This is a genomic window from Paenibacillus sp. 3LSP (genome assembly GCF_032465655.1).
GTDB lineage: Bacteria > Bacillota > Bacilli > Paenibacillales > Paenibacillaceae > Fontibacillus > Fontibacillus barengoltzii.
Window position 1 is genome coordinate 1 of the sequence record NZ_JAWDJI010000273.1, and the last position, 19,479, is coordinate 19,479.

General features: G+C 51.4%; 15 protein-coding genes. 4 read left to right on the top strand and 11 right to left on the bottom strand.

Annotated features, from left to right (window positions below; all coding sequences use genetic code 11):
- The first annotated feature begins 122 nt into the window (after positions 1-122).
- Positions 123-611, top strand: a complete 489-nt coding sequence (locus RW092_RS23660) for a hypothetical protein (protein ID WP_028538713.1) — start codon at positions 123-125, stop codon at positions 609-611.
- Between the two features lie 53 nt (positions 612-664).
- On the opposite strand, the gene htpG is transcribed toward RW092_RS23660, so the two are convergent.
- From htpG to RW092_RS23715, 11 genes are all read right to left on the bottom strand, one after another.
- A complete protein-coding gene (gene htpG, locus RW092_RS23665) occupies positions 665-2,545 on the bottom strand; it encodes a molecular chaperone HtpG (protein ID WP_016313319.1) in 1,881 nt (626 codons plus the stop codon).
- 125 nt (positions 2,546-2,670) lie between these two features.
- Positions 2,671-3,849, bottom strand: coding sequence for a PstS family phosphate ABC transporter substrate-binding protein (locus tag RW092_RS23670; protein ID WP_316011448.1), 1,179 nt, complete (start codon positions 3,847-3,849; stop codon positions 2,671-2,673).
- Positions 3,846-5,135 (bottom strand): ATP-binding protein, encoded by a 1,290-nt coding sequence (locus RW092_RS23675; protein WP_316011449.1) that lies wholly within the window; start codon positions 5,133-5,135, stop codon positions 3,846-3,848. Before RW092_RS23675 ends, RW092_RS23670 begins: the two co-directional genes overlap by 4 nt.
- 524 nt (positions 5,136-5,659) lie before the next feature.
- A complete protein-coding gene (locus tag RW092_RS23680) occupies positions 5,660-5,788 on the bottom strand; it encodes a hypothetical protein (RefSeq protein ID WP_316011450.1) in 129 nt (42 codons plus the stop codon).
- On the bottom strand, positions 5,785-7,722 hold the full coding sequence (locus RW092_RS23685) for an extracellular solute-binding protein (RefSeq protein WP_316011451.1): 1,938 nt from the start codon (positions 7,720-7,722) through the stop codon (positions 5,785-5,787). Before RW092_RS23685 ends, RW092_RS23680 begins: the two co-directional genes overlap by 4 nt.
- 35 nt (positions 7,723-7,757) lie before the next feature.
- The gene (locus tag RW092_RS23690) at positions 7,758-8,786 is read right to left on the bottom strand and encodes a LacI family DNA-binding transcriptional regulator (RefSeq protein ID WP_085169357.1); all 1,029 of its coding nucleotides are present in this window, start codon (positions 8,784-8,786) and stop codon (positions 7,758-7,760) included.
- Positions 8,787-8,992: 206 nt separating this feature from the next.
- Positions 8,993-10,279, bottom strand: coding sequence for an alpha-L-fucosidase (locus tag RW092_RS23695; protein ID WP_316011452.1), 1,287 nt, complete (start codon positions 10,277-10,279; stop codon positions 8,993-8,995).
- Between the two features lie 240 nt (positions 10,280-10,519).
- Positions 10,520-10,867 (bottom strand): hypothetical protein, encoded by a 348-nt coding sequence (locus tag RW092_RS23700; protein WP_016313328.1) that lies wholly within the window; start codon positions 10,865-10,867, stop codon positions 10,520-10,522.
- A gap of 95 nt (positions 10,868-10,962) precedes the next feature.
- Complete coding sequence (locus RW092_RS23705; RefSeq protein ID WP_316011453.1) at positions 10,963-15,717, bottom strand: S8 family serine peptidase; 4,755 nt, start codon at positions 15,715-15,717, stop codon at positions 10,963-10,965.
- A 219-nt stretch (positions 15,718-15,936) separates the two neighbouring features.
- Positions 15,937-16,644: a PIG-L family deacetylase gene (locus tag RW092_RS23710; RefSeq protein WP_316011454.1), complete on the bottom strand. Its 708-nt coding sequence runs from the start codon at positions 16,642-16,644 to the stop codon at positions 15,937-15,939.
- Positions 16,641-16,952, bottom strand: a complete 312-nt coding sequence (locus RW092_RS23715; protein ID WP_316011455.1) for a DUF1806 family protein — start codon at positions 16,950-16,952, stop codon at positions 16,641-16,643. The genes RW092_RS23710 and RW092_RS23715 overlap by 4 nt, the downstream gene beginning before the upstream one ends.
- A 185-nt stretch (positions 16,953-17,137) precedes the next feature.
- On the opposite strand from RW092_RS23715, the gene RW092_RS23720 reads away from it, so the two are divergent.
- The 3 genes from RW092_RS23720 to RW092_RS23730 all read left to right on the top strand — a co-directional run.
- Positions 17,138-17,482 (top strand): iron-sulfur cluster biosynthesis family protein, encoded by a 345-nt coding sequence (locus RW092_RS23720; RefSeq protein WP_028538702.1) that lies wholly within the window; start codon positions 17,138-17,140, stop codon positions 17,480-17,482.
- Between the two features lie 233 nt (positions 17,483-17,715).
- Positions 17,716-18,633 (top strand): aldo/keto reductase, encoded by a 918-nt coding sequence (locus RW092_RS23725; RefSeq protein WP_028538701.1) that lies wholly within the window; start codon positions 17,716-17,718, stop codon positions 18,631-18,633.
- Between the two features lie 95 nt (positions 18,634-18,728).
- Positions 18,729-19,479: MFS transporter (locus RW092_RS23730; RefSeq protein WP_316011456.1), on the top strand; the 751-nt coding region annotated here is incomplete at its 3' end.

A 19,479-nucleotide genomic window follows, 5' to 3' on the forward strand; every position in this document is an offset into this window, starting at 1 on the left:
ATCTGATTTTGAATCCGTCACATTAGAACGATTTAGCAAATATCACGGATTCAGGTATTTATTTATTATATTTGGAAACAAAAACTTGTCCTCTATCGTCAATCAGATAGGAGGTGTTGATTTTGAAAAAGTTCGCTGTTGTTATGTGTCTTTTGGTTTTCGTCGGTTGTCAGGCTATTCCACCAGAACCATCAAGAGATGATACAACGGAGCCCCTTCCAACATCTGCAGAAGAAGCGGAGCATTCTCCCATCTCTGTGGATATTGGAGTTCCAGAGCAAGTCAAGGTTGGTGAGTCCTTCCACATTCATGCCACGCTTGAAAATACAACCGATCAGTCGATTGAGATAACAACTGGGGATCCGGTATTTTACTATATCATACGAGACAGCAACGGTAAGGCTTTAAATACCATAACTAGAACGGATGTCGGAGTTGTACAGACGTTGGATAAGAAAGAGATGATATCAGAGAAGCATACCTATAAATTTAATAAACCAGGTATATATGACATCTCAGTAGTTGCTGATTTCACACTTTCCGATAAGGATCATAGCAACCAAATTTACCAAGTGGATAGCGAGCCAAAGAAAATTCAGGTGCTTGAATAAAAATAAAAGAACCACCCTCCCGCATTTTTCGGAGGAAGGTGGTTCTCCCGTTTTTATACCATCACTTTGCAAATGTCGTTTGTAAATTCGACTGGATCGTTGATCGGCAGCCCTTCGATCAGCAGCGCCTGATTGTAGAGCAGGTTCGTGTACAACGCCAGCTTCTCTTTGTCGTTCTCGTAAGCCTTCTTCAGCGACTGGAAGACGTCGTGGTTCACGTTGATCTCCAGCACTTTCTCGGCTTTCACCGACTGGCCGTTAGCGCCTGGCATCGAGTTCAGCACTTTTTCCATCTCGATCGTCAGCTCGCCTTCCGTCGATAAGCAGACCGGATGGGATTTCAGACGTTTGGACGCTTTGACTTCCTTCACCTTGCCCGACAGCAAGTCCTTCATCGCGGCGAACAATTCCTTGTTCTCATCCGTATTCGCCTTATCTTCGGAATTGTCGGCTTCAATGCCCAAATCCCCGCTCGATACCGATTTAAATTCCTTATCCTTGTATTTCATGATCATCTTGATCGCGAACTCGTCAATGTCGTCGGTGAAATACAGGATCTCATATCCTTTATCCAGTACCAGCTCCGTTTGCGGCAGCTTCTCCAGCCGTTCCACCGATTCGCCGGCCGCATAATAAATATACTTCTGGTCTTCCGGCATGCGGGAGACGTATTCATCCAGCGTAACGAGCTTCTTCTCCTTGGACGAAGTGAACAGGAGCAGATCCTGCAGCACGTCCTTGTTGACGCCGTAGTCGTTGTATACGCCAAACTTCAGCTGGCGGCCAAAGGAGGCATAGAACTTCTCGTATTTCTCGCGGTCTTCCTTCAGCAGCGTCTGCAGCTGGCCCTTGATCTTGCTTTGGATATTCTTCGCAATCAGCTTCAACTGACGGTCATGCTGCAGCATTTCCCGAGAAATGTTGAGCGACAGATCCTCGGAATCCACCATCCCTTTGACAAAGCTGAAATAGTCTGGCAGCAGATCCGGGCATTTGTTCATGATCAGCACGCCGTTGGAGTACAGCTCCAGCCCTTTTTCGTATTCCTTGGTGTAATAGTCAAACGGCGTTTTCTCCGGAATATACAAAATCGCGTTGTACACGACCGCACCGTCGGCTTTGATATGGATATGCGATACCGGTTTGTCGAACCCGTAGCGTTTCTCCATGTAGAAGTTTACATAATCCTCTTCCGTCAGCTCGGATTTATTCTTGCGCCAGATTGGCACCATGCTGTTGATGGTTTGTTCTTCGGTAAACGTCTCGTATTCACCTTCACTGCCTTCCTTCGGCCGGCTGCTCGTGACGTCCATCTTGATCGGGTAACGGATGAAATCCGAGTATTTCTTGATGATCGACTTCAAACGGTATTCCTCGAGGTACTCGTCATATTGGTCGTCTTCGGAGTTTTCTTTGATCTTCAAAATAATATCCGTACCCACCGTTTCCTTCTCATACGGTTCGATCGTATAGCCGTCCGCCCCTTTGGACTCCCATTTGTAAGCTTCGTCCGAACCCAGCGCCCGGCTGATCACGGTAACCACATCAGCGACCATAAACGCGGAATAGAAGCCAACGCCAAACTGCCCGATAATGTTATGGCCGTCCTTCAATTCATTTTCGTTCTTAAACGCATACGAACCGCTGTTGGCGATCGTTCCGAGGTGCTTCTCCAACTCTTCCTTGGTCATGCCGATCCCGGTATCGGAAATCGTCAAGGTCCGGTTGGCTTTATCCGGCTTAATCTTAATAAAATAGTCGTCCTTGTTAAATACCAGCTTGTCGTCCGTTAACGCCCGATAATAGATTTTATCAATGGCATCGCTGGCGTTCGAAATCAGCTCACGCAGAAAAATTTCCCGCTGTGTGTAAATCGAGTTGATCATCATTTCCAGCAGTCGTTTGGATTCTGCTTTAAACTGCTTTTTCGCCATGAATCGGTTCTCCTTCCTTTCACCCCATGAGGGAACTTGTCTAACAACATATTAGCACTCTACAGGGCAGAGTGCTAATTCCTAGTTTTTAGTTTATCGATCCGTAATTCGAGTGTCAATACGTACTAGGGGACAAGCGGAGTGTACCCCGTTTGCTCTACTAGGTACTGCCCCTGCGAGGATTGAATCCATTCGATCAGCCTCTCCACGTTCGGATTGTCGCTGCCCGTCGTCACCGCATAAAACTCAGCCGCAAACGGATATTCTCCGCTGGCGATCGTCGCTCGTTCCGGCTTCACACCGTCGATGGCCAACAGGCGGATATTCCCGTTGTTCACCATCTCCGTGGCATAGTATAGGAACGAATAGCCCAGCGCGTTTTTGTAGTTGCGGTAATCCGCAGTCCGTGAGATGATGCCGCCCATTCCGGAAGCCACATTCTCTTTGGGCGGTGTGGCCAGTTCCCGTCCATCCATCACCCGGATCAGCATCGTCTGGCTTCCGCTGTCCTCCGGACGCTGGAAGGCTCGGATTCGCTCATTTCGGCCCCCCACTTCACTCCATCGGGTAATTTCCCCCGAGTAGATCCCGCGGATCTGCTCTGTCGTTAGCCCGGTTACCGGATTCGACGCATTCACAAAGAAAACAAATGCCTCACGGCCAATTGGGGTGAGCTTCAATTCCTTGCCCAGCTTGCGGGCAGCAGCGATTTGCCCCTCCGACGGCGCAGCGGCGAAAATGATATCCGCCCGACCTTCGATCAGATTCTTATAGGCCACAGGCGTCGTATTCACCATAACCTCACTATCGTAGAGATCATACTCCTGACGAGGATATACCGCCTGCGCAAATGCGGCATACAAGGGATAAAGGGCTGTTGCTCCGTCAAGCCGCGGTAAATCCTCTGTTAATGTCAATTGAGAAGGTTCCGGCAATACTGCCAATTTCCCCGTGTCAGCAAACGGCCGATATGGCCACATATCTACCTCCTGGTCGCTGACGACCGGGATGCGTTGATGGTAAGCCTGGCGAATCTCGTACCCCGCCGTGGTCAAGCTGACCAAAATCACGACAGCAAGGAGCGAGAAATACAACTTGCGCCGATGCCGCTTCGGCAAAAACATCAAGAAGGCCAGGAAGACAACCAACACAGCCGCCGCAACCAGCACCAAAGGCGCATAGAACAGCGCGCCGCCGGCCAAAGAGACGATCAAACTGGCAACAAAACCTAAGAATAAGATCACGCTGGACAATAGAACACAGAGTACAATTTTGGCCGCAAGCTCTCCAACGGATTTGTTCATCCTTTATCCATCTCCTTTGCTTTTTCTCCCCGGTTATAGATCGGCAAGCTAATTGTAAACTTCGTCCCCGCTCCAGGTGCGCTTTGCACGCTCACCGTACCGCCAAATGAAAGAATCGCCTGATAGGAGAACGTCATCCCCAGCCCTGTTCCATTCGATTTCGTCGAAAAATAGATGGATCCCAGCCGCTTGGCCTGCTCCTCCGTCATCCCAATCCCGTTATCCTGAATGGTTAAAACGACCTTACGCGCCTCAACCTGCAAACGCAAGGTAACGATGCCCCGGGTATTTGTCAATTCGGCGCATGCTTCGACCGCGTTTTTGATGAAATTGACGAGGACTTGCTTCATTTTATCGGGATTGGCTAAGATCCAGACCGGCTCCGGTGGGTTCCCAATTTCAAGCAATACATTATGCATATTGGCATATGGGCTCATGACATCCTTCGTAATCCGGAGCAATTCCTCAAGATTGGTAGGTTCCTGCTTATTGCCAATCGGTTTAGATATCGCTAGGTACTCGGATAATATGTACTCTGTCCGGGCGATCTCGCTCATGCAGATTTCAATATAGCGCTCGATTCGGTCTCGGTCTGAAACCCCGTCGCGGATCAAGGTAAGGAACCCTTTCACTGCGGTAAGCGGATTCCGAACTTCGTGGACCAATGAAGCCGCGACATGGCTAATGGCCCGCACCCGCTCGTTTTGCGCATAGCTGATAAACAGATCCTTCTCAATGACCGCTTTTCGAAACAATGTAATCAGCATCCAGCATCCCACCAAGTTCTGCATCGGAATGACCACCATGTGAAAGGTCAAATTATCGATGATCGATACCGGATTTTCCAAATAAACAGCCACCAGCGGCGTGATCGAAAAGAATACCCCTGCCAAGAGTAAGATCAATGACCGCTTTTCCGATTGATTATAAATGCGATACAACAGGTAAGAACCAGGGAACGTCATCAGCATGATTACGATCGCGATGAACACCCCGTCGCCTCCAATATATAAACGGTATAATAGAAACTCCGCTAAGAGGATAAATCCCGTCTGCAATCCCCCAAAGATCATACCGAAGAAAATGATCGTGTATCGTATATCATAAAAATATCCGTGGACGACTGAGGCGCCAAACGTCATTGAAAGAAACAAGCATATCGCGCTGGACAACGTAATGAAGCTCTTCGAATAGTTACGGGACTGATCCCGGTAGAAAATGTTGTACATTACAAATGGCATATGAGCAAAGAACATCTGAAGAATAATGTCTTTAAGAAACGTCATGCATGCTCACCCTTTATTGGCTGATTCGTCTATCCCCTGGTATGTATAACCCTTTTATTCCATGTATCTCTCTATAAACCCTTTTTCTCGGGAATAAAACATGGACTAAAATACATTTATGGCATCCAGCCGTCCGGGAGCATAGGCTGTAGAAGCAGGTCTAGCCTGCGATCCTATCTCCTTGAAGGATGATTTCTCGTGTCGTTAAAGCGCTCCACCTTCATCCGGACTTATTTTCTGCGCCGTTTGTGGCAGAAGGGCTCCCATATCTTCACCGGAGAAATGGCTCTACACCCCTCTGACGCTTGGGAAACGACCGCTGTATTTTTGGGCTTGGCGAAAAAAATGAAAAAACGCTCGGCTCAACCAACGGTTGAATCGAGCGTTTTATTTTAGATTAGGGGGGGCAGATAGGTCTGCGCTCCCTTTTGCACCATTATCCCCTTGGGTCAGGGAAACCCGAATAACTCGGCTCAGAAACGTTATGCAATAGTTCGAAGGGGGCTATCCATCCTTATACCGGATCAAACGGGATAATCCTGCAAAAACGCCGAACGACAGGCCATCGCCTGCGCCAATAGCACCTTGGCAGGACGGTTCAACACCGCCGAGTTAGCAGACACCGAAGGGGAATCCGTAATCACTGGTTTCATGCGGATTCGCCCGTGGTTCCCCGCGCGAGATAGACCGGATTGGTCAGGCAGGTCATCACCTCATGCTTCCAATCCGGCAAGAATCGCCGCGCTTGCACACGGTAGAACCACCGATCCGCCGGCATACGGCACACGAGCTCTCGCTCTTCTTCCTCTACGATCCATTCCTGCTCCAGACCGTGGTTTGACCATAGGCTTACGCGATCCCCCTGCGCCCCGCGAATCGTGATCACCAGTTCAACCTCTTCCCGTCCATCCGCTACCTCCAATTCCTCACCGATACCAACGCCATCGACCGTCAACGTGAGGAACGTATCATCCGGCCCCATCGACAGCACTACCGCCCCGCGCTTTACGGCGTCTAGCACAGACGCAACCGTCTCTTCTGCGACGTACACATGCGTGGTTGGCCCTCCGTGCCGAACGAGCGAATGGTTCTCATGCGTATCGCTGCCTCCCACCGCCACGATGCGCCGGCCTTCGGCAAGGCGCTGCTGCCACCAGGTTACTGCTGTTTCGTTCAGCTCCCTCTGCATTTGGCTCACAGCGTCGGCTGCCGGCATTTCCCCAGACATGGCCTTCAGCGCGTAGTTTTGGACGATTTTTTCAGCATCCGCCCATCCTGGCAAAGACAACTCCAATGTGGCATATCGCTTGACCAGATCTTGCGCTTCCTGCACACCTGGTAACTTGCCGAACGGCGGCTTCACGTTCTCGTTGTACCAGAACGGTACGCCGTGGTCCATGTTGTGCTCCTTGCCGGTGGCGGTCAAGGTGTATTGATCTCCATCCTTCGTGTAATCTACGCCTTCGATCCCCAGGCTGCCCAGCATAATTCCGGCTTCGGAATGCCAGAACTCCAGGAACTTCTCCGCCGCATCCGGATGCTCCGCATTCACCGGCATCATCCAGTAGTCAGGATCCCCGCGGCGCATCAACAGGCTGCCATCCGGTCCTGCCGCACTAGCCAAAGCTTTCGCTTCAAACGTAGTGTTCGGGTCGGCTTCCTTGCGTGTGCTGTTGAACATCCCGACCCAAGCATCCCAGTACGTAACCATGCCAACGCGATCGGTTAAGAAAAGGTTGCGCATCTTACCGGTATCGTTCGTGACGAAGTTCGGATCCATGATACCTTCCTTCGTCAGTTTAGCAAACCATTCGTACATCGGGATGGCGGCATCCGACGCGTACGGAATCGTCCGTTTGCCGTCCTTCAGTACGTAGCGATATTTCAAGCCAGCCGCGCTCATAAAGCCTTGAATATCATACAGCCCGGAGGTGCTGAGTCCATAAGTATCGGCTTTGCCATTGCCGTCCGGGTCCTGTTCCTTGAACGCCTTCAGCACGTTGTAGTAATCGTCCAGCGTTTGGGGCTCCTGCAGGTTCAGCTTGTCCAGCCAGTCCTTGCGGACGATCGGCATCGTACCGCCTTGAAACTTCGCGAATACGGCATAAATGTTGTCGTCCTTCCCTTTCAACTGCTCCCATTCCTCGGACGGAATGACGCTGGGATCCGACAATTGACTCGATCCTTGCACGAAGTCTGTTAAGTCCGTCAGTGCGCCTTGATCGATGAAGCTGTTCAGTTTGCCAAGGTCACTGCCTTCAATGAGGTCGTATTTCTCACCGGAACCCAGCGCCGTCAATACCTTTTGATCATAGTCGCTGGCCGGACGCTCAATCGTCACATCGATACCGGTCAACCGCTTGATTTCCTGCTCAAATTTGGCGTTTTCCTCCGGAGTTTTGCCGCCTACGTTGGCCGATAGAATCCGCAGCTTCATGTCCCCTGCCGACGCGTCTGTCTGCGCTCCGGTAGAAGTATTGCTTGACGTTCCGCTGTTCGCCGCAGTACCGTTATTTCCGCCACAGGCCGATAGCAGCATGGAACTAATCGTCAGCAGTGCGATGAGATGAGTCGCTTTCCTTTTCACGGGATGATTTCCTCCTTGGTTTCTCTTCTAGAATCCTATCCTTGGGGTGGCGCGCAAGATCCACGTACCACAATCTCTGCCGGAATCAGCGTTCGCTTGGCAAGACGCTTGCCGGATTCGAGCTGCTCCAGCAATAACAGCATGGACTCCTGCCCGAGCTGGTCGGCATGTAACCGAACCCCGGTGAGGGGCGGTGAAAATTCCTGCGCCAATGGGCTGTCGTAGGCGAAGGACAATACGGACAACTGCTCCGGTATACAGAGCCCAAGTTGCTCTGCGGCCTGGTAAACGCCTAACGCCATCGAGTCGGTGTCAGCAATAACCGCGGTGATACTCGGATCCGCACGTAGCTGAGCCAATACCGTGTTATAGCCAAAGGTGAGAGACGAGGTGCCGCCGTCCGGTTTATGCACGATCATGTCCTTCGGAGGCGTTAGCCCTGCCTGCTCGAATGCATTCAGGTAACCTTGCCCGCGGTCAACCGCCACAGTTCGATTCGCCGGCGCATTCAGAAACAGAATGCGCCGGTGCCCAAGCGACATTAAGTACTGTGTCGCCTGCGTAGCGATCCCAACATTATCGTTGTCGACATAGGAGACCCGGGACTGATCCTCCTCTGACGGACGACCGATGACCACGATGGGAATCCCCCGCTGTAAACAATCGTCAATTCGGGAATCCCCGACCACCGCATCAAGGATGATCTCACCGTCCACCGGATCGGAGGCGATGTGTTCCACCTGATTTTTATAAGTCGATGACACGGTGTTGATTAACAGGCGATATCCTTGCTCATAACATACAGGTAACACGCCATTGAGCAGCGAATACTGAAACTGGTTCATCTTCGCCTTCTGCTCGCCTTGCATGTTCAGGCCGATGATGCGCGTCGTTTTGCTCACCAGACTACGGGCCCAGTAGTTTGGCCGGTAATTCAGCTCTCTTGCCACCCGGAGAACCTGTTCTGTCACTTCTTTGCTGATAGGGCGTTTTTTGCTGAACACACTGGATACGGTGCTCTTTGAAACCCCCGCCGCCTTGGCCACATCATCAATCGTTGCCACGTTCAATCGTTCCTCTCCACAATTCGTACTAGTACGAACCTAGATTAAACCGGTTTTGTTAAACCCGTTTCATCTGCCCGTGTGAAGTTTGTAAAATTACAGCTTATTGCTCAGAAAAACCCGTTTAATTGAGCAACAAAAAAACGGCCGTTTCATTTGGCCGTTTTCATAGACTAGATATGGAAGTATCGGTATTCCTCTCTTTCTTAGTTATGAGTGACAACAGCACCTGAGCCGCCGTACATTTCAACTGGCTCCGCAAACTCCAGCTTCAGTACGGTAACATGCTCATGACAATCTTCCGGTGTTAAGTAAATCCATGTCGTACCCGGAATATTAAACCAGGGCACCCCGCCATGAATTTCATGTTTCAGTTCTTTACCCGAATGGAGCACGGTCACTTTCTGGATCGAATTACATAAGCCCTTAAGGCAGACGCTTTCCTTCGGGTCATCGTAAACGAACAGATACAACGTCTTGCGATCTTTCGTTAATGTGCTTCCGCCCAACCAATAACGGGTCATAATCCCTTCGACGGTTCCGTACACCGCTTCTTTATGCGTGCGAATCCAATCGCCTAGCCCAAGCAGAATGTCGGCTTGTCTCGGATCGATCGTCCCGTCCTCGCGGGGACCGATATTTAACAACATGTTGCCGCCCATGGAGATGCAGTCGCAGAACATGCGGATGATTTGTTTTAACGATTTATATTTGTGATCTTTGTGTTGATAACCCCATGAGGTGTTAATCGTCGTGCAGAACTCCCAAGGTCCCTCGGGTCTTGTGATTGGCAGTCCTTGCTCCGGCGTTTTATAATCCCCGTAGCCGGCGAGGCGCGAGTTGATGATCAGATCGGGGTTAAAAGACAGCAAATACTGCTTAAACTCCGGCAATCCCCATTGCTCCGCACTTCGTTCCCAATCCCCGTCGAACCAGAGCAAATCAACCTTGCCATATTTCGTTAACAGTTCGCTCAGCTGGTGACGATTAAATTGCAAAAATTTCTGCCACTTCGCTTCGTCCTGGTTACCGTCCAGCGGTTCCGAGAAACGATTCACTTGGCTCAGATCCTCAGGCACGACACCACCTGGATACACGCTAGGATAATCCGGATGCGACCAGTCGATCAGCGAATAGTACAAACCGAGCCGAATCCCCCGCTTCTTGATCGCTTCGGCGTACTCTTTCACGATGTCACGTTGGGCCGGGGTTCGCTTGACCACGCTCAAATCGCTATACTGAGTATCAAACAGCGCGACGCCGTCATGATGTTTTGTCGTCAACACCGCGTACTTCGCCCCGGATTTCTCGATCAATTCCGCCCATTGGTCGGCATCAAACCGGGAAGCTGTAAACCCGTTTAACTGTTTCATGTAATCCTCATAGGAAATCACGCCGTTATGAAAGGACCAAGATTCAGAAACACCGTCAACCGCATAAATTCCATAATGGATAAAGATCCCCAGCTTCGCGTCTTCAAACCATGGTAACATCGTCAGTTCCCCCTCTAAGCTTGTTCCTCCTAACGATAGTTGATGGCTGCATGAGGGGTAAATATGTGGTTTTTACGACGGATATGTCGTTTTGAAGATCACCTGCAAACAAAGCGGGCTCCCCTAAGGAACACCCTCGTTCATCTTCTTCCTCTGCCATTTTGATATCATTCACACTGCGAGCGGTCAGCTGCTCCCTGGCAAGTGTTGCGTCACATTTGGGGATTCTTGCCGATGCTTCTACTTCTTATCCACCTGCACCAACGTAACTTGTTTGATGGAGAACGTCCCTTCCAGCTTTTCCGCAGGGATTACGTTCAGCTTGATGAGTCCGGCGATCTTCTGGGCATCCGCTTTGGAAACCAATCTCCATACGCCAGGATCGGGAAGCGCTTCGTAAAGCTTGCGGTCATCGTACTCCTTCCGTTCCTGATGGATCGTTCTAACCCGGTATTCCCCGACGTCCAGTTCCGAAATGCCTTGTTCCTGAAAATGTTCTAAAATTTCGCTGCGTAATGCGGTCAGCTCTTGTTCTGTTTCTTTCTGCAGCTGTTTGAGTTCATGATAACGACGCACTTTCTGTTCCACTTGTCCACGCTCCTTCGGTGAGATCGAACCTTCCCTCATGTATATGAAAAGCGCCGCCGGCCTCATGCGTGCCGACGGCGGAACGATCAAATCTTTTAATGAGTAAAGTCCTTGAAGATGCGGTATACCACAACGGCTGCTTCAGCGCGAGTCGTTGGCGATGCGGCCTCGAAGCGGCTTTCTGCTTTGCCGTTCATGATGCCAAGGCTCGTGACTTTGGCAACCGCCTCAGCGGCCCAAGACGGAATGCGAGCTTGGTCGGCAAAGCTGTAATTTGCTCCGCCTTCCCCTGCCGATTGGCCCAAAACCTCCAGCGCCTTCGCCAAGACCACTGCGATTTCAGCGCGCGTAATCGGTTGGTCCGGTGCAAAGGTACCGTTGGAATAACCGCTGATCAGCCCCTTGGATGTCGCAATCTTCACAGCCTCCTCGTACCAGCTTCCGGCAGGAACGTCCTGGAAGGAAATGACGCTGACTTCGTTTGGATCAGCCTTCAGTTCCAGTGCACGTACCAACATGGATACGAATTCCGCCCGAGTAACTTGCGTGGTCGGATGGAAATTGCCATCCATGGATCCAGCAAGAATGTCTTTGGATGCCAGAATCTCGATCGCATCCACTGCCCACGCAAACTTCGCTGGGGTAACATCAGCAAAGGTGACGTTCTTAGCCAGATAGATGTACCGGCTAAAGCCGTACAGATTCGCAACCACGTTACCGTTCTTCAATCGACCGAAGAATTGAGTGATTTCTCCGTTGTCTCCCAGCTTGAACAGGCTGAACTTCCCGCCATGGATGGCTCCGGCATTTAATGCCGTCAGCGGAATCGCCGCTTCTGCCGGCTTGCTGAGCTGGATATTTTCCAGTACCTTCCCGTCTTTCGTTAAGACGTTGATGTCATAGTAGATTCCGAACGCTTGAACCCCTGCTGGCAGCTTCAAGCCTTCCAACAGCTTCTTCGTTTCTTCCTCCGTTGCCGGCGTGACCTGTACGTAAGCGGCATCCGGGGAAGTAATTGCCCCTTCCGGAATCGTTAGTGTAAACCCATTCGGCAGCTTCACTACCGTTGGTTCGCCTGTCTTGATCGGAATGGCATCCATAGGAATTACCGGTTTGGCTGGTGGAGCTGGCGTCGTTGTTGTCGTAGAAGTAGAGCCGCCGCCGCTGGAGCCGCCGCCGCCACCACCGTTGCCGCCGCCATTCCCTCCACCGCCATTGTTAGGCGGGGTGACTGGGGTGACTGTGACGGGAACGGACTTCGACAAGCCTTGAGCCGTCACGTTGATCGTGGTTGAGCCTGCTTTCAAAGCTGTAACTAGTCCCGTAGCTGTAACATCAGCAATTTGTGGATTTGCCGATTCATAAACTGCATCCGTTACCGTGGTCTCATTGCCATCTCCATCCCGATAAGTCACGGTTAACGGGCTGCTGTTACCAACTTTCAGGGTCAGAGAAGGTGGTGTGACGATCAGCGAAGGTTCCCCTGGTTCTGGTTCGGGTTCGGGTTCTGGTTCTGGTGGTTCGCTGCCTTCAGCGGTTACGGTCACATTAACGGTCTTCGAGAGCCCTTCGTATACAACCTCAATCGTCGTCGTACCTTCCGCTACCCCGGTTACGACACCTTGGTCAACTGTCGCGATCGCGGAGTCTGCCACGGTATATCCCGCTTCCGTTGTCACGTCGCTCTCTTCACCGTTTACCGCTTTATACGTTACAGTGAGCCCTTTGCTTTCGCCTGCTTGAAGCGTCAGATTTTCAGTGTTAACGATCAATTCCGGCTCTATTGCGTGATTGTAGTTGAACACATGAGCTGGATCAAAGAACCCATTCCCGGCCAAGTCATAGATGTGCACCTCATATTCGTTGTCGCCAGGATATACAGGAACCTCAATTTTGAAATTCCCCTGGTTATCGATGGTTCCGTATTGAAAATCAACATTGCCCTCGGGATCTGCATACCATGCCTCAACCCCAATCACAAGCTCCATATCCAGCCCGCCGAAGGTCACGAGATAATTAATCAGCATATCCTGCGTCACTTCGCCGGAGATAACTCCCGTTTGACCGGAAGCTCTCACTTTTAATGGCGGATCACTAAGATGAGATACGGGTGCCTGCGTGTCGACGAAGAAGACATACGCCGAGTCTTCCGAAGGAATGGAATCATATAAGGATGTTCCAGTGTAAGGAATCAGCAGGTATCCGCCATCGGGAAGCAACACTTCGTCGTAATTTTCATCAAGAATACTACCGTCCCAACCTCTCACGGTATAGCTTCCGGGATCAATGCCTTCATCCGTTTCCAGGATCACGCCCAGCCAATTACCGTTCAGATCATGGACTTCCAGGGAGAAGTAGTCGGCATACTCGTTTACCGTAAACGAGATGTCAGTGGTATCAAAAAGTCCATCGCGATTTGGCGAAATCGGGTTGTTCGTTAGATCAACATCCGTCACCACATCCATCTGCGGCGTATCACCAACATAGACTGATACCGGCAAGTTGATCACATGCCCGGTTGCCGTTTCCGTCAGGATCACTTCACCTTCATATCGCTGATTCACGGCTTCTTCCGGTACGGCAACGGTAACGTCAAAGCCGGTTTCCCCGCCGGCGCTGACCGCAACCTCCGCCGCGGACAGAGTCAGGTCAATCGGCACACCGTCATACCACTGCGAGCTGACCGTGTAAGTTGAGGGCTCCCCAACGATATCCTTCACGATCACATGCTGCTTCGCAGAAAAGCCATTGCCCACATAACCAAACGACAAGCTGCCTGTATAAAAAGTCTCTGGGAAATCCCCATCCACGTTCGAGGTCGAATCCTCCACCATCGCTACTGCTTTGGCCCCCAGAACCTGATCCAGCGCGACCCGTCCGGCTCCTTGATCCATATGAGTATATCGGTCACCGTTCCGATCGCTAAGCTTTACGGTATTATTCATCAATAAGGACTTTACTTCGTAAGGTGTCAGGTTTGGATACTTTTGCAGCACGAGAGCGACTGCACCTGCAATATGCGGTGCGGCCATACTGGTGCCGTTCTGGGCGGCATACCAGCCTTCATACTCCGGCACGCTGGAGACAATGCCCATCCCTGGCGCGGAGATGTCCGGTTTAAGGTCATACCCCGGTTTGGCCGGTCCACGCGAGCTGAAGCCCGCCATAATATCTTCTTCTACTGTCGTACTGAATTCTGCAGACAGCTCCTGTTCTTTCAGCGCGTCAAGAATTCGGTTCCCATATGCTCCAGAAAGGGCATATACGGGGATTTGAACGTCGGCGTCTCCCAACGTCCCGCTTTCCAATGCTTCCGGCGCATTATTGAACACAATCGCGGCCGCCGCACCCGCGCCTTGGGCGTTGAGCGCCTTTTCCGCAAAGGAAATGTCACCGCGTTTGATAAAAGCAATTTTCCCGGTCAAATCCTTACCAACATAATCTTCGGCTTTCCCAAGTCCTACATCCACCAACGGATAAGACTCGGTCAAATCCTCAATCCCGGCGGATTTATCAAACGTGTCCATGAAGAAGCCTTCTCCGCCCATCTCTGGGATCCGCATGATCGGCGTGATCAGCGGCGGCTTGGATGCGCCGACTGTAATCGCCAGCTCCGAGCTGCCCGGATCGGTCACAGTGGCGTCTCCCGGTCCGGAGTTACCACTGGATACCACCGCCACAACGCCAGCTTTCACCGCATTGTTCACCGCAATGGAATCAGCGGAGCGCTGGTTATTCGTGTTGGAGCCCAGCGACAGGTTGATGACGTCCATGCCATCCACGACCGCACGCTCGATCCCGGCAATCACATTCTCCGTCGAACCGCTGCCGTATGGACCTAACACTTTATAGGCATAAACTTCAGCCTCAGGTGCAACCCCTTTGGTCCCCGCGAGTTCGTCTAGGCCTACGCCGCGACCGGCGACAATCCCCGAGACGTGGCTGCCGTGCGAGGTATAGTAAGCTCTGCCATCTTTATCAAACTCAGGCAACGAAGGATCCTGCTTACGTGCATCCAAATAATCCTGCTTCGTTGTTTCGTAGGGCTCGTTATCATCGTTCACAAAGTCATAACCCCAATACCCTCCCGGAATCGCATCCGCCAAATCGGGATGGTCCTTCGCTACGCCGGTATCGATAACGCCCACTTTAATCCCCTGACCTTCATTTCCTTCGGCCCAGAAGTTATCGCTGCCGATAAACGTCACGCTGTCCATCGGCGCAGTTGGAGACGCATTCTCCTCCGTGGCATAGACCGTTTCGTTAGGATAAACGGCCTTCACTCCCGGAAGCTTGAGCAGGTTTTCGATCTCATTGGCCGGAAGTGTTAACGAATACCCGTTAAAAATATTTTCGTATTCGCGCTTAATTTTGGCCTTCAATTTACCAATCGCTTGCGTCTTAAACGTTTGCTGCTGCAAATCGATCGCTTTCCTATGGGAGCTTAGCGACTGGCTTGTTTTCATTTTGCTCTGCGTGGCCTCGAACACCTTTAACGGCGCTTCCTGCAGCTCGACGATCACCGTCGTTAACTCGCTGCCGTCCGTAAGCGGAACGAAGTTTTGCGGTTGAACCGCAGCCGCTTCGGCGTTCTGGCGTTCCAGCTGCAACTTATTGCCTGCGGGAGAGGCTTGGCCCAAAACCTCCCGTTGCTCTCTGCCTTTCAGCTGAACGTCCGATACTTGCTTACGCAGCACTTCCTGCGTCACGACGTCCTGATTCAGCCGAGGAACGCCGTCCCTCCTTGCATCGGCTCCCGCCAAAGCGTCGCCTTCGGCTCCTGCCATCGGCAGAAGCAGACTAAATGCGAGGAGGAAGCTTAAGATTCCTGCAACGACTTTCTTGCTCAAACTCTCATCTCCCTCACCGTTCATAGTTTCCAAGGAGCCTATACAAGCTGCTGACTTTATATCTATTGGGTGAGGTTTCAATATATTCCCATTTATATGGCATACAAGCATAAAAAGGTTAAAAAAATACGCCTACCCAATTCAGGTAAGCGCATCCATATGTAGTAGATTCGGTTATTCTGCCATTATGGCGAACAGTTGTTTTTTACTTTTTTTTCCCTAGAAAAGTGAATCCTTGCCCGTCTGCGACTCGTTGCCGCGAATAAAATACTCGTAACGTCCGAGGTTCCGCAGCGCTCGGTCATCCCGTTGCCAAACCCATTCCATCAGCTCCGATTGGCAGCGATGGGCGCGGAAGGCGGCCAGCTTGGCCTTCAAATGCTCTTGGACATCCACTTGAACGATGTCAGCTGAGGTATAACCGTACTTGCCTGGCTGTTGCATCATATCACCGAAGGAGACAAAGTACAGCGCGCCTTGCCCGTACCGGCGAAATGCAGCTGTGGTCGCTTTGCCAATCGCACAATGGTCCGGGTGCCCGCCCAACTTCTCGTGGAAGGTGAGCACCACATCGGGCTGAATCTCATGCATCATTGCTTCGATCCGTCCGATTAGCTGTTCTTCATCTATAAATTCTACGGTCTTATCCCGAATATCCAGGAACTTCAATTCATGTACGCCCAAATGGTTACACGCCTGACGCAGTTCCACTTCTCGAGCCGCCGCAATCGTCTCCCGGTTCAAATACGGCGGATTGCCCATTCTCCGCCCCATCTCGCCGCGGGTGGCACTCACAACCGTAACCTCTGCGCCTTCAGCAGCATATTTAGCCAGCGTGCCTCCACAAATAAACGACTCGTCGTCAGGGTGAGCGAATACCGCCAGCAGTTTACGTCCCTTAAGAGGGAGTGAATTGATCGTATTCATTCCGGAAACGGCTCCCTTCCCAAATGGAGTGCAACATCCATACGTCCCTGGTCATCAAAACCTTCCAGCAGAAGACGTCCTTGCTCGTCCAGCTCCATATGCGTCAGCCCTTCAATCCGCAGCCAACCGTGCCCATCAAACCTTAAGGCCGCGCGGTAAGGTCCTTCCCCGGCAATAAATGCAGCGGTCAAGCTGACCTTAAAGTTGCGGACAAATAAATACGAAGTAGCTTCACTATGCAGATACACATCAGATCCAACAAAAGCGTTCAGCAATTCCTCTGCCCGTTTTTTCTCAATGAGTTCCATGCTCGCTGCAGTCCTTTGCGTTGTATTTTTGAACTTTCGAAATCATAGTCACTATTATACGCTCAGCTCTTCGATGTACAAGTGATCTTTCCCCCACTTGACATTTTATATTAAATCGTTTATAAATGAATTGTAGACAATTTAATTTTAGTAAATATAAATAAATCTTAAAGGATGTGTGCCAAATGAGAGTAGACATGACAAACCTGACGAAAGAAAAACTCGCCCAAAGTTTAGGCGGTCAACCGGGATACTTCAAGCTGGTTGGCGAATCGGAAGGGTGCAGCGCAGCTGGCGTCTATTCGTTGCATTTGGTCAGCGAACCGCTTCCTACTGACATTGCATTTGAATCCGGCGGCTTCACTTTCCTGGTGGATCGCCAGCAAGAAGTTTTGTTTGACGACGTCTTACGTTTATATGCCCATGAAAATTACCCAACTTACCGATTGAGCAGCGACTCGATGTTGTACAGCAACAACGTTGTGCTGAAAGACAAACGCGTTGCTGCTGCCAGCGGAGCCCTCCGTTAACGATCAAGGGCTTCCCTTCCTTTCCGCTTACGGCTGCCGGAGCATGATCCGGCAGCCTTTTGGGGTTGTTTTTCATTCAAGCGTCTGCCGGCTCTTGAATCCGTCGATCTTCTGTGTCACAATGATGGGGGCATCCAGGCGCCAGGAGTAGAACTGGATTTGAATTGATTTTTTACTTATCCGGCCCGGGTGAATTCATCATCTATTCCTATTCATAGAGGAGGATCCGATTCATGAAGACGATCAAGCTTGGTACGAGTACACTGGAAGTCCCTGTCATCGCTGTCGGCTGCATGCGAATTAATTCGCTGGACAAAGCCGGAGCGGAACGTTTCGTTCAAACCGCGCTGGAAGAAGGCGCTAACTTTTTTGACCACGCGGATATCTACGGCGGCGGCTCCTGTGAGGAGATCTTCGCCGATGCAATTCATATGAACCCGGAGATTCGGGAGAAAATTATCCTGCAATCAAAGTGCGGCATTCGCCAAGGGTTCTTTGACTTCTCAAAAGAGCATATTTTGTCGTCGGTTGACGGCATTCTGAAGCGTCTGAGAACCGATTATCTGGACGTTCTGCTGTTGCACCGTCCGGATGCCTTGGTAGAACCTGAGGAGGTTGCTGAGGCGTTCGACCAGTTACATAGCTCGGGTAAAGTACGTCATTTCGGCGTATCCAACCAGAACCCTATGCAAATCCAACTGCTGCAAAAATACGTGAAACAGCCGATTGTCGCCAATCAGCTGCAGCTGAGCATCACGAACACCACGATGATCTCGGCGGGCATTAACGTAAATATGGAAAACGAAGCCGCGATTAACCGTGACGGCAGCGTACTGGACTTCTGCCGCTTGAACGATATCACGATTCAACCGTGGTCGCCGTTCCAATACGGTTTCTTTGAGGGCGTCTTCCTCGGCAACGAGAAGTTCCCTGAGCTGAACCAAAAAATTGACGAAATCGCCGCGAAATACGGTGTGACCAATACGACGATCGCCATCGCGTGGCTGCTGCGTCATCCGGCCCAAATGCAACCGGTCATCGGTACGATGAACATCGACCGCTTGAAAGACTGCATCAAAGCCAGCGACGTCCGCTTGACCCGTGAAGAATGGTACGAAATTTACCGTGCGGCAGGGAACATTTTGCCATAAGCTTAGAGTCCATAAGCGAAACAACCTAAGCCCCGTTTCCACAGGACTTAGGTTGTTTTTTTGCCCAATTTGTCGAAAGGAGGGGCCGAAACAAGATGCCTGCCGATAGCACGCCGATTCGTCTGAGCCGGTTTCTAGTATTGATCATGGCGGTCACCGCCGGTATCGCAGTGGCGAATCTCTATTACATTCAACCGCTGCTGGCAGAGATTGCCGGCTCGTTTGGTGTTACGCAATCCCAGGTGGGGTATGCGGCCACCCTGACGCAAGTCGGTTATGCCCTTGGGATGCTGATGATCCTGCCGCTGGCCGATATCCGTGAGAAAAAAAAGCTGATCCTGTTCATGCTCGTCTGCTCCGCTGGCGCCCTTCTGTTTCTGGCCTTTGCCTGGAACAGCCTCATCCTGAGCATCGCCTCGTTCGCTGTGGGCTTCACTTCCATCGTCCCTCAGCTGATCGTGCCCCTCGCTGCACAACTGGCCGACCCGAAGGAGCGCGGCCGGATCATCGGCACCGTCATGAGCGGACTGCTGATCGGGATTCTCGTCTCCCGGACGTTCAGCGGGCTGGTGGGCGAATATCTCGGCTGGCCGGCTGTTTATTTCATCGCCTCCGGCCTCATGATCCTTCTGGCCTTCTTCTTAGCGTTCCGCCTGCCCAAGTCCCCGTCCGCGACCACAGCCGGGTATGGGGATTTGTTCCGCTCGATGGCGTCACTCATTAAAGATTTGCCGCTGCTGCGCGAAGCGGCGCTGAACGGCGGCATGATGTTCGCCGCCTTCAGCGTGTTTTGGACGACGCTGTCATTTCTGCTGGCCGAACCGCGCTTCGGTCTTGGCCCTGACG